This is a genomic window from Pseudokineococcus marinus (genome assembly GCF_013004605.1).
Lineage (GTDB): Bacteria > Actinomycetota > Actinomycetes > Actinomycetales > Quadrisphaeraceae > Pseudokineococcus > Pseudokineococcus marinus.
This window is the reverse complement of sequence record NZ_JABEMA010000089.1, coordinates 1-11472: the sequence shown is the minus strand read 5'-3', so window position 1 is coordinate 11472 and position 11472 is coordinate 1. Positions and strand designations below refer to the sequence as shown.

General features: G+C 76.9%; 11 protein-coding genes. 6 read left to right on the top strand and 5 right to left on the bottom strand.

Annotated features, from left to right (window positions below):
- On the top strand, nucleotides 1-518 hold a 518-nt coding region (locus tag HLB09_RS07905), incomplete at its 5' end, for an ROK family protein (RefSeq protein ID WP_171202846.1).
- 57 nt (nucleotides 519-575) lie between these two features.
- Here the strand turns inward: HLB09_RS07905 and HLB09_RS07900 are convergent.
- Nucleotides 576-2807: a glycoside hydrolase family 3 C-terminal domain-containing protein gene (locus HLB09_RS07900; RefSeq protein ID WP_171202847.1), complete on the bottom strand. Its 2232-nt coding sequence runs from the start codon at nucleotides 2805-2807 to the stop codon at nucleotides 576-578.
- Nucleotides 2808-2955: 148 nt separating this feature from the next.
- Between HLB09_RS07900 and HLB09_RS07895 the strand changes: the two genes are divergently transcribed.
- On the top strand, nucleotides 2956-3174 hold the full coding sequence (locus HLB09_RS07895) for a hypothetical protein (protein ID WP_171202845.1): 219 nt from the start codon (nucleotides 2956-2958) through the stop codon (nucleotides 3172-3174).
- A gap of 9 nt (nucleotides 3175-3183) precedes the next feature.
- On the opposite strand, the gene HLB09_RS07890 is transcribed toward HLB09_RS07895, so the two are convergent.
- The 3 genes from HLB09_RS07890 to HLB09_RS07880 all read right to left on the bottom strand — a co-directional run bounded on the left by HLB09_RS07890 (nucleotide 3184) and on the right by HLB09_RS07880 (nucleotide 5206).
- Nucleotides 3184-3543, bottom strand: a complete 360-nt coding sequence (locus tag HLB09_RS07890; RefSeq protein ID WP_171202844.1) for a DUF202 domain-containing protein — start codon at nucleotides 3541-3543, stop codon at nucleotides 3184-3186.
- The gene (locus tag HLB09_RS19305) at nucleotides 3540-3902 is read right to left on the bottom strand and encodes a YidH family protein (RefSeq protein ID WP_171202843.1); all 363 of its coding nucleotides are present in this window, start codon (nucleotides 3900-3902) and stop codon (nucleotides 3540-3542) included. Before HLB09_RS19305 ends, HLB09_RS07890 begins: the two co-directional genes overlap by 4 nt.
- Before the next feature lie 98 nt (nucleotides 3903-4000).
- A complete protein-coding gene (locus tag HLB09_RS07880; protein WP_171202842.1) occupies nucleotides 4001-5206 on the bottom strand; it encodes a cation:proton antiporter domain-containing protein in 1206 nt (401 codons plus the stop codon).
- 156 nt (nucleotides 5207-5362) lie between these two features.
- Between HLB09_RS07880 and HLB09_RS07875 the strand changes: the two genes are divergently transcribed.
- Together HLB09_RS07875 and HLB09_RS07870 are read left to right on the top strand one after the other, a co-directional pair.
- Nucleotides 5363-6328 carry an ABC transporter ATP-binding protein gene (locus HLB09_RS07875; RefSeq protein WP_171202841.1) on the top strand — a complete coding sequence of 322 codons (966 nt, stop codon included), beginning with the start codon at nucleotides 5363-5365 and terminating at the stop codon, nucleotides 6326-6328.
- Nucleotides 6325-7212, top strand: coding sequence for an ABC transporter permease subunit (locus HLB09_RS07870; RefSeq protein WP_171202840.1), 888 nt, complete (start codon nucleotides 6325-6327; stop codon nucleotides 7210-7212). The genes HLB09_RS07875 and HLB09_RS07870 overlap by 4 nt, the downstream gene beginning before the upstream one ends.
- A gap of 206 nt (nucleotides 7213-7418) precedes the next feature.
- Here HLB09_RS07870 and HLB09_RS19895 read toward each other — a convergent pair whose 3' ends face one another.
- Complete coding sequence (locus tag HLB09_RS19895; RefSeq protein ID WP_212770738.1) at nucleotides 7419-8426, bottom strand: EamA family transporter; 1008 nt, start codon at nucleotides 8424-8426, stop codon at nucleotides 7419-7421.
- A gap of 97 nt (nucleotides 8427-8523) precedes the next feature.
- Here HLB09_RS19895 and HLB09_RS07860 point away from each other — a divergent pair, with 97 nt between their 5' ends.
- Entirely contained in the window at nucleotides 8524-9090 is a 567-nt protein-coding gene (locus tag HLB09_RS07860; protein WP_171202838.1) for a CGNR zinc finger domain-containing protein, read from the top strand.
- A gap of 330 nt (nucleotides 9091-9420) precedes the next feature.
- The coding region (locus tag HLB09_RS07855; RefSeq protein ID WP_212770737.1) for a glycoside hydrolase family 2 TIM barrel-domain containing protein at nucleotides 9421-11472 on the top strand (2052 nt) is incomplete at its 3' end.

The following is an 11472-nucleotide window of genomic DNA, read 5'->3' as shown; positions in this document are numbered from 1 at the left end:
CTGACGAGCGACGGTCCGCAGGTCGTCGGCGAGCGGGCGCAGGAGCACCTCGCGTCGGTCCTGGCCCCGGGCCGGGCGCAGGACCTCGTCCACGAGCTGGAGCCGGCGTCCCCGGGTCGTCCGACGACGGGACGACGCTCGAGGCGCTGGCCAGCGGCACCGCCGTCGCGGCGCGCCTTCGCGCGCACGGGCGGGAGGCGCGGACGAGCCGCGACGTCGTCGCCCTCGTCCGCGCCGGCGACCCGCTGGCGCTCGACCTCGTGCGCCAGGCGGGCCGCGACCTCGGCGAGGTGCTCTCGACGTGCGTGAACCTGCTGAACCCCGGCGCGCTCGTCGTCGGCGGCTCGCTCGCCCTGGCGGGCGAGGACCTGCTCGCCGGCGTCCGCGAGGTCGTCTACCGGCGCTCGACGCCGCTGGCGACGCGGCACCTCACCATCGCGACACCGCGCGCCGGGGCCGACGGCGCGCTGCTGGGGGCAGCGCTCGTGGTGGCGCAGCACCTGCTCGACCCGGCCTGAGCGCGCCGGCCCGCCCGGACGGCTCCGAGCGAGATCGGCGCCTCGGCCGTGTCCGGCTCAGCGGGAGCCGTTCGCCGCGTCCGCGAGCGCCGGCAGGTCGCCCTCGTCGACGGGGAAGCCCGGGAAGCGCGTGAGCCGCACGAGCGGGATGGCCCGCATCATCCGGCCGTGCTGCGGGTCGTCGAGCATGGCGGCGGCCTCGCCCAGGCGGGAGCGCAGGTCGGGTCCGGCGACGGGGTGCTCGAGCCACGTGCCCGCCTCGGACTGCGGGGTGAGGAGGGGCACGAGGTCCTCGCCCTCGACGTCGACGACCGCCCGCTGGCGCACGTCGCGCGAGGACGCGCCGACGCGGACCTCGTAGCGGCCACCCTCGAGCACCCAGCGGTGGTGGACCTCGCTCCAGTGGCCGAGGTCGCGGGCCGACAGCGTGAGCGAGACCTCCTGCGCCGCACCGGGCTCGAGGTGGACGCGGGTGAAGCCGACGAGCTCCTGCTCCGGCCGGACGACGCCGGCGTCCTGCGGCGCCGCGTAGACCTGCACGACCTCGGCGCCGGCGCGCTCGCCGGTGTTCGTGACGGTGAGGGCGACCTCGACGCTCGCGTCCTGCCCCGCCCCGGTCGCGCGGACCGCGAGGTCGGTGTGGGCGAAGGTCGTGTAGGTCAGCCCGTGCCCGAAGGGGAAGGAGACGGGCGCGCGGCGGGTGTCGTACCAGCGGTAGCCGATGAGGAGCCCCTCGCGGTAGCGGACGACGCCGCTGTCGCCGGGGAAGGCGCCGTAGGCGGGGGTGTCCTCGAGGCGCACCGGGACCGTCTCGGCGAGGCGCCCGGACGGCGAGACGACGCCGTAGAGGAGGTCCGCCGTCGCCGCGCCGCCGGCCTGGCCGAGCAGCCAGCCCTCCAGCAGGGCGTCGGCGCGGTGCGCCCAGCCGTCGACCGCCACGGCGCCGCCGTTCGACAGCACGACGACGACACGGTCGCAGGCGCCGCGCACGGCCTCGAGGAGGGCGACCTGACCGCCGGGGAGGTCGAGGTGCTCGCGGTCGTAGCCCTCGGACTCCCACGACGCCGGCAGGCCGAGGAAGAGGACGGCGACCTCGGCGCCGCGCGCGGCCTCGACAGCCTCGGCGACGAGCGCCTCGTCCGCGCCCTCGCCCGCGGCGGGCTCGGCGACGTAGCCGGCGGCGAAGACGACCTCGCGGCTCGTGCCCGCGCGCAGGGCGGTGAGCGCGTCGTCGAGGCGGGTCGGGTTGACCTGGGAGGACCCGGCGCCCTGGAAGCGCGGGTTGCGCGCCATCTCGCCGATGACGGCGATGCGGCCACCCGCGGACGGGTCGAGCGGCAGGACGCCGTCGTTCGTCAGCAGGACCGCGCTCTCGCGGGCGGCCTCGCGGGCGAGCGCGTGGTGGGCGTCGGCGTCGAAGGTCTGGCCGGGCGCCATCGCCGGCAGCGCCTTGGCGAGGAGCTCGAGGTTCCGGCGCACGACGACGTCGAGCTCGGCCTCGGTGAGGTCACCGGCGTCCAGCCCGGCGCGGATGCTCGCGTCCCCGGAGCCGCCGGACGCCGGCATCTCGAGGTCGAGCCCGGCCGCGACGGCGCGCCAGCGCTCGTCGACGGCGCCCCAGTCGGAGACGACGAGGCCCGCGAAGCCCCACTCCTCGCGCAACACCTGTGTGAGCAGCCACGGGTCCTGGCTGGCGTAGACGCCGTTGACCTTGTTGTAGGAGCACATGACCGTCCACGGCTGCGCCTGCGTCACGACGCGCTCGAAGGCCGGCAGGTAGATCTCCCGGAGCGTCCGCTCGTCGACCTCGGCGGAGATGCTCATCCGCTCGGTCTCCTGGTTGTTGGCCGCGAAGTGCTTCAGCGAGGTACCCACGCCGCGGCTCTGGACGCCCTGCACGAGCGCGGCGGCCAGCTCGCCGGCGAGCAGGGGGTCCTCGGAGAAGTACTCGAAGTTCCGGCCGCACAGCGGGCTGCGCTTCATGTTGACGCCCGGGCCGAGGAGGACGGCGACCTGCTCGGCGCGGCACTCGTCGCCGAGCGCGGCGCCGACGCGGCGCAGCAGGTCGGCGTCCCACGTCGACGCCAGGCCGGCCGCGGGCGGGAAGCACGTCGCGGGCACGCTGTCGTTGAGCCCCACGTGGTCGGACTCGCCCGCCTGCTTGCGCAGGCCGTGGGGGCCGTCGGTGACCATCACCGCCGGGACGCCGAGGCGCTCGACGCCCTGGGTGTGCCAGAAGTCCGAGCCCGACGCGAGGGAGACCTTCTCCTCGAGCGTGAGCTGCGCCATGACGGCGTCGACGTCGAGCGGCGGGTCCTGCGGGGTGCTCACGGGGGTCCTCCTCGTCGCGCGCCGGTGCGCGAGCGGACTGGTCTCTCGGCGGACGGCGCCCGGTCCGGGCGCCTCGGGCGGACGCTAGCGCCGTACTGTCCGCGGGGTGCTGCACCGCCACCCGCGCCTGACGTCCTTCGTCGCCCGCTTCCTCGTCATCGTCGTCACCCTCGGGGTCGTCGACGCGCTGGCGCCGGGCCTGTCGACCGTCCTGCGCGTCGTCGTGGCCGTCGCCGCCAGCCTCGCCGTCGGCGCGCTCGTCGACCGGCAGCTCGGCCTCACCGGCCGGCGCAACCCCTCGGACGGCCCGCCCGGGCAGCACTGAGCGACGTCGTCACGCCGCCAGGGCGGGGGCGACGACGAAGGCGAGCGACGCGGCGCCCACGAGTACCAGCGCGGCCGTCAGCGCGGCGACCGCCGGGCCGGGCGACGGCAGGGCGCCGCCGCCGTCGGACACCAGCTCTCGGCTCACGCGGTGGTACTGCGTGGCCGCACCGAGGTAGGCGGCGCCGCACAGGACGAGCCCGAGCAGCCCGATCACGGCGACCACCGGTCCCAGCACCGGCGCGACGAAGCGGACCAGCGCGGCGCAGCCGACGGCCAGCGCGAGCGTCGTCCGTCGCCAGGCCAGGAGCGTGCGCTCGGGCTGCAGGCCCGGGTCGAAGAGGTCGTCGACGGGCGCCGCACGGCTCACAGCAGCAGGCCCACGACGAGCAGGGCGCTCGCGAGCACGACGCCGCCCGCGACGACGGGCGCCAGCGAGGGGGCGGGCAGGGGTGTCGCCCGGCGCATGGCGATCTCTGCGCGCGCCCACCCCAGCCACGCCTGGGCCGCCGACAGCAGGCCGAGGACGACGAAGACGACGGCGGACGCGAGCCGCAGCACCGGGTCCACCGGCAGGGCGAGCGCCTCGAGGGCGACACCGGCGGCCAGCAGGGCGAGCGACGTCCGCACCCACGCGAGGAAGGTGCGCTCGTTGGCGAGGCTGAAGCGGGGGTCGGGCTCCTCGCCGCGGCCGTAGACGCGGCGGGGGAACCTCGCGCGCTCAGCCACCCGTCCTCCTCGCTCGCACCGGCCGCTCGACGTCCTCACCCTGTCACCCGTCGGCGCACCGACGGGAACGGCGCCCCGGAGCCCGCGCCGTCCCCGCGCTACCCCTGCGCGACCCGCCCGTACCGCCGCGTCGCCGGTGCGGCGGTGACGCCGAAGGCGAGCGTGCTCACGGCGACGGCGAGCGACCCGGCGGCGAACAGGCGCGGGTCGGTGACGCCCTCGTCGAGGCTGTACACGAGGTAGAAGACGGCGCTGACGCCCATGGGCCCGAACCAGCCCGCGAAGGCGCCGTCGCGCCGGGACAGACCGAGGGGCCGGTGCAGCAGCAGGAGCGCCGGCAGCCGGCGGACGAGCAGCACCGCGACGGCGAAGACGGCCGCGCCCCAGCCGAGGTCCGCCCAGTCCGCCCACGGCAGGACGACGCCGAGCACGAGGAAGAAGGGCAGGACGGCGTAGCGGTTGACCGCCTCGTCGAGGGAGCTCTGCGGCTCGCGGTCCGACGTCGGCACCACCCTGTCGTAGGCGAGGCCCGCGACGAAGACGGCGAGGACGCCGTCGGCGCCCGCCACCCGCGCCACGCCGAGCACCGCGACCGCCAGCAGCAGCGTGAGGACGAGGCGGGGGCCGCCCGCGAGCGTGCGGTCGTCGTCCGCGCGCGGCACGAGGCGCCCGGCGAGCGTCCCCAGCACCACGCCGACGACGACGGCGACGACGACCTCGCGGACGGCGTCGCCGACCGCCGTCCCCAGGGCCTCGCCGGGCAGCACAGCAGCCAGGCCGAGGAGGACGAAGGGCAGGCCTAGGCCGTCGTTGGCGCCGCTCTCGCCGGTGAGCACCTGCCGCAGCCGGGCGGGGAGGTCCCGCTCGGCCGGGCCGCCGGAGACGACGGAGGAGGCGAGGACGGGGTCGGTCGGGGACAGGCACGCGCCGACGAGCAGGGCGAGCCCGAGGGGCAGGCCCATGGCGAGGGCCGCCGCCCCGCTGAGGAGCATGGCGAGCGGCATGACGAGGACGAGCAGGAGCACGACCGGCCGCACGACCGACCGGAACCCGCTGAAGCGGAAGCGCAGCGCCGCGGCCATGACGGACCAGGCCAGCAGCAGGCGCGTGCCCTCGAGCAGCAGAGGGTCGCGGACGTCGTCGGGCACGACGACGAGCCCGAGCACCGCCGGGCCCGCGAGGACGCCGAGCACCAGCGCGACGAGCGGCTCGCTCACCGGCGAGCGGCGCACCACCGTGCTCAGCAGCGCCAGCGCGACGCCGACGACGCCCACCACCGCGTAGACGAGGTGCAGCTGCTCCACGGGTCCCCTCCTCGGCGTCGACCGGCCGCCCGGCGTCCGCGCGGCCTCCGCGATGGTGGTGGAGGAGACCGGCGCGCGCAGCCCGCGAGGGCGCAGGGCCGGAGGGCCCTGGTCGGACGGGGCGGGCCGCCCGCCTCGGGCCCCTAGCCTGGACCCGTGATCGAGGCCAGGGGCTTGACCAAGCGCTACGGCGCGAAGACGGCGGTCGACGACCTCTCGTTCACCGTGCGGCCGGGCTCCGTCACCGGCTTCCTCGGGCCGAACGGCGCGGGGAAGTCGACGACGATGCGCCTGCTCCTCGGCCTCGACCGGCCGACGTCCGGCGAGGCGCGCGTCGGCGGCAAGCGCTACCGCGAGCACCGCGCGCCGCTGCGCGAGGTCGGGGCGCTGCTCGAGGCCCGAGCCGTCCACCCCGGCCGCAGCGCCCGCGCGCACCTGCTCGCGCTGGCGCGCACCGAGGGCATCCCCGCGCGACGGGTCGACGAGGTGATCGAGCTCGTCGGGCTCACCGGGGTCGCCCGCAAGCGCGTCGGCGGCTTCTCCCTCGGCATGGGCCAGCGCCTCGGCATCGCGACGGCGCTGCTCGGCGACCCGGCCGTCGTCATGCTCGACGAGCCCGTCAACGGCCTCGATCCCGACGGCGTCCTGTGGATCCGCACCCTGCTCAAGGGCCTGGCCGCCGAGGGGCGCGCCGTCCTCGTCTCCAGCCACCTCATGAGCGAGATGGCGCAGACCGCCGACCATCTCGTCGTCGTCGGGCGCGGCAAGCTGCTGGCGGACACGAGCGTCACCGAGCTCACGGCCCGCACGCAGGACGCGGCCGTCACCGTGCGCTCGCCGCAGGCCGCGCGGCTCGCGGTGCTGCTGCGCGGCGTCGGCGCTCGGTCGACCACCACGGGCGGCGCCGACCGGCTCGAGGTGCACGGCGCCACCGCCGCGCAGGTCGGCGAGGTGGCGGGCCGCCACGGCGTCGTCCTCCACGAGCTGCACGCGCGGACCTCGACGCTCGAGGAGGCGTACATGGCGCTCACCCGCGACAGCCGCGAGTACCGCACCGACGACGGGGCCCGGACCGACGGAGACCAGCCCGACGGGACCGCAGCCGAGGGGGCCGCACGATGAGCAGCACGAGCACGGTCGGCGGAGGGCCGCGCGGCAGCCGCCGCGGCGTCGCCGGGTCGCAGAGCACCGGGTCCGGCGGCGCGTCGCTGCCGCGCGTGGTCGGCGGCGAGTGGACGAAGGTCGCCACGCTGCGCTCGACGTGGGTCCTCGTGCTCGTCGTCCTGGTCCTCGGGATCGGCGTCGCCACGCTGTCCGGCTGGGGTGTCTCGCAGGCGCTGGAGGCCGCGGAGACGAGCGGGCAGGTGCCGCCAGGGGGCCCGCCCGGCGGCTTCCAGACCGGTCCGACGGGCCAGCTCGTGCCGGTCCTCTCCTCGACGTCGCTGGCGGCGCTGCTGCTGGGGGTCCTCGGCGGCCTGGTCGTCACGAGCGAGTACGCGACCGGCACGATCACCGCGACCCTCACCGCGGTGCCGCGCCGGTGGCCGGCGCTCGTGGCCAAGGCGCTGGTGGTGGTCGTGCTCGCCGGCGTCGTCGCGCTGGTCGTCTCCTTCGCCGCGCTGCTGCTCGGGGCGTCCTTCTTCCCCGAGGACGTGCGCGTCGGCCTCGGGGACGACGGCGTGCTCGGCGCCGTCCTCGGCAACGCGGCCGGGATGGTCTCCGTCGCCCTGCTGGGGCTGGGCGTCGGCACGCTGCTCCGCAGCACCGCCGGCACCATCACGCTCCTGGTCGCGCTCGTCTTCGTCGCGCCGCCGCTGCTGCCGGTCTTCGGCGTGGACTGGCTGACGACCGCCTCGGAGCACACGCCCCTGAGCGCGAGCCTCTCCTTCGCCCAGCTCGACGGCTCGGCGCCGTACGGGACGACGGCCGCGGTGCTCGTGCTCGTCGGCTGGGCGGTGGTCCCGCTCGCAGCCGGGCTCGTGCTCCTGCAGCGCCGCGACGCCTGAGCCGCACGGCGACCTGCGCAACGGCTCGTCGGCGGCGGACGCGAGGTCCTGACCAGAGGTGACGCTGAGCGACCGGCTCTTCCGCAGGTCGCTGTGCGCAGACGGCAGCCGTCGGGGAGGACGAACCCCTCCGCCCGCGGCAGCGCGGGGCGCTGACCTGCGGTTCCGTCCGCCGGGGACACCTTCGTCCTCCCCGGCGGCGCGCCTCACGGGGCGGGCGGGCCCTCGACGGGGACGGGCGACCGGCGGCGAGCGGCGCGGCCAGCGCGTGCCGGGCGAGCGGCGCGGCCCTCGTCGGCGTTGACGGCGACGGCCCCGGCGACGATGAGCGCCCCGCCGAGCAGCTGCACCGGCACGGGGAGCTGGCCCAGCAGCACCCAGGCGACGAGGACGGCGAAGACGACCTCGGTGAGCCCGACGAAGGAGGCCGTGCGCGAGCCGAGGCGCCGGGCGCCGGCCACGCCGGTGGCGTAGGCGACCGCGCCGGCGACGACGCCGAGCCCTCCGACGGCGACCCACCAGGGCACCTGCGCGCCGGCGAGGAGGACGTCGCCGCCCGAGACGGCGAGCGGCACGAGCCCCACGAGCCCGGCCAGCCCGAGGACGGCGGCGCCGACGACCAGGCCGCCGGTCGCGAGCACGAGCGGGGGCAGCCCCGCGCCGGGGCGGGCGGACAGCGCGAAGTAGGCGGCGAGACCGCACGCCGCGAGCAGGGCCCACGCCACGCCGACCGGGTCCACGCGGACCGAGCCGGTGAGGTCGAGCACGAGGACGAGCCCGCCCAGGGCCAGGACCGTGCCGAGCGCCACGAGCGGGGAGGGCCGGCGGCCGCGCACCCACGCCAGGAGCACGAGCAGCGCGGGGGCGAGGTACTCGAGCAGCAGCGCGACGCCGACCGACACCGTCTGCACGGCGGTGAAGTAGGCGAGCTGGCAGCCCGCCACGGCGATGACCCCGTAGGCGACGACGAGCCCGGCGTCCGCGCGCAGGAGGTGCCAGCGCCCGCGGAGGACGAGCACCGCGGGCAGGAGCAGGACCGCGGCGCCGACGACCGCCCGCACGAGGACGGCCGCGCCCGGCGTCCAGCCCGCGTCGAGCAGCCCCTTGCCGAGGGTCCCGGAGGTGCCGAAGGCCAGCGCCGACAGGAGCGCGATGACGAGGCCGACGGCCCGGGTGCGGCCGCCGGCGGGCGCCGTCGTCGTGGGAGCGCTCACGCGGTCCACCTCCTCCGCCGGTAGGTCCTCACCGGCTCGTCATCAGTCATCGGTGCGTACGCTGGTGACGCTAGGCACGCCGACGTCAGGAGTCAACATGGTCTTCGCCCATGACACGGAGGTGTCGCTGACGACGGCGGCGGCGCTCGTCAACACCGCTCCCCCGGCGGCGCCCGGGCACCGCCGGGAGGGCGTCGACCAGCTGGCCACCACCGGTGACCTCGACGCCTTCGTCGAGGAGTGGGACTACACGGGCTCGCGCACTCACGACGCCGCCGAGCTGGACGCCGTCCGGGCCCTGCGACCGCAGCTGCGGCGGCTGTGGACGGGCGACGAGGAGGAGCAGGTCACCGGCGTCAACGACCTCCTCGCCCGGGCGCGGGCCCTGCCGCAGCTCGTGCGCCACGACGGGTGGGACTGGCACCTGCACGCCACGACGCCGGACGCGCCCCTGGCCGAGCGGATGGCGGTCGAGGCGGCCATGGCGCTCGTCGACGTCCTGCGCTCCGGTGAGCGCTCGCGGTTGCGCACGTGCGCGGCGGAGGACTGCGACGACGTCCTCGTCGACCTCTCGCGCAACCGCTCCAAGCGCTTCTGCGACGGCGGGTGCGGCAACCGCGCCGCGGCTGCGGCGTACCGGGCCCGGGTGGCCGACCGCGGCTGAGGAGGGCCGCGGACCTCGCCCGGGACCTCCGGCAGCGGAGGAAGGCTACGAACCTCTGCCCGCGGCTCTCCTAGAGCGGAGGAAGGCTACGAAGTACGGCCCGGGGCGTTCCTGCAGCGGAAGAAGGCTACGAAGTCCGCGGCCGAGGCAGCCCGGCCCGGAGGCGGGCGACGCCGTCCGGCGGGCGGCGAGGTGGGCGGGGCGCCGGGCGGCGTCTGCCAGAGTTGGCGCGGCTCACCACCGGCGGCGTGCTCGTCGGCGGCGACCCGACCTGCTGACCGTCCTGCCGGCGCCGACGCGCGGCGGGCCCACCGAAGGAGCCGTCCCGGCGTGACCTCCCCGCACCGCGCGCTGCCCGCCCTCCCCGCCCACCTGGAGAGCACCGCCCCGGGCAGCGGGCGGCGCTGCGCGCCCCGCGCGCGCGTCCGCTCCGACGCCCCCGAGCTCGACCTGTCGGGCACGTGGCGCTTCCGCCTGTGGCCCACCGCCCTCGGCGGCGGCGAGGACGACGCAGCCCTGGCCGCGCTGTCCGAACCGGGCGCCGTCCCGTCGAGCGGTGCGGCGGAGGGCTGGGACGACCTGCCCGTGCCCTCGCACTGGGTGATGCACGGCGACGGCCGCTACGGGCGGCCCTGGTACACGAACGTCGTCTACCCCTTCCCCGTCGACCCGCCGCACGTGCCGACGGAGAACCCGACGGGCGACCACCTGCGCTCCTTCACCGTCCCCGACGAGGACGCGTGGACCGGGGCCGAGCGCCACGTGCTGCGCCTCGACGGCGTCGAGAGCGCCTGGCGCGCCTGGCTCAACGGCGTCGAGGTCGGCACCGGCACGGGCAGCCGCCTGCAGCAGGAGCTCGACGTCACGGGGCTCGTGCGCCCCGGCGAGAACGCCCTGCTGCTGCGCGTGCACCAGTGGTCGGCGGCGACCTACCTCGAGGACCAGGACCAGTGGTGGCTGCCCGGCGTCTTCCGCGAGGTCGCGCTGCTGGCCCGGCCCGCCGGGGCGCTCGACGACGTCGCCCTCGACGCCGGCTACGACCACCGCACCGGCGCGGGGCGCCTCGACGTCCGCGTCACGGCGGGGGCGGACGCCTACCCCGTCGTCCTGCGCGCGCCCGAGCTCGGCGTCGAGGTGACGTGGGAGAGCGCGGACGACGTCGCGCCCGTCGACGTCGACGCCGTCGAGCCGTGGAGCGCCGAGGTGCCGCGCCTCTACGACGTCGAGGTGTCCTCGCGCGGCGAGACCGCCTCCCTGCGCGCCGGCTTCCGCACCGTGGAGATCGCCGGCGACCAGTTCCTCGTCAACGGCCGTCGCGTCGTCTTCCGCGGCGTCAACCGCCACGAGGTGGCCGCCGACCGCGGCCGGGTCTTCGACGAGGCGCACGCCCGCGAGGACCTCGCCCTCATGAAGCGGCACGGGGTGGACTCGATCCGCACGAGCCACTACCCGCCGCACCCGCGCCTGCTCGACCTCATGGACGAGATGGGCTTCTGGGTCGTCCTCGAGAACGACCTCGAGACCCACGGCTTCGAGCTGACCCCCGGCGCGCCGTGGCGCGGCAACCCCAGCGACGACCCGGCGTGGGAGGAGGCCTACCGCGACCGCGTGGCCCGCACCGTCGAGCGCGACAGGAACCACGCCTGCGTCGTCCTCTGGAGCCTCGGCAACGAGGCCGGCACCGGGCGCAACCTCGCCGCGGCGGCCGCGGAGATCCGGCGGCGGGACAGCACCCGGCCGATCCACTACGAGGGCGACCACACGGCCGCCTACACCGACGTCTACAGCCGCATGTACCCGACGCTCGAGGAGGTCGAGGCCATCGGCTCCGGCGTCGGGCCGGTGCGCTGGACGACGCCCGCCCAGGCCGCGGCGGTGCGCGCGCAGCCCTTCCTCATGTGCGAGTACGTGCACGCCATGGGCAACGGGCCCGGCGCCGTCGCCGAGTACGACGCGCTGACGTGGCGCCACCCGCGCGTCCACGGCGGCTTCGTCTGGGAGTGGCGCGACCACGGGCTCGCCCACGCCACCGAGGACGGGACCCCCTTCTTCGCCTACGGCGGCGACTTCGGCGAGCCGATCCACGACGGCAACTTCGTCACCGACGGGCTCGTGCTCTCCGACGGGACGCCCTCGCCCGGGCTCGCCGAGTGGGCGGCCGTCGTCGGCGCCGTGCAGCTCGCGCTCCACCCCGCCGGCACCGGGGCCGGGCCGCTGCTGGAGGTCACCAACCGCCGCCACACGGCCAGCACGGCCGACCTCGCGCTGTCCTGGCGCGTCGAGCGCGACGGCGAGGTCGTCGCGTCCGGGGACCTCGAGGCGGCGCCGGTCGAGGCCGGCGGAGGGGCCGTGCTCGGGCTGCCCGACCCGGCCGCCGCGGCC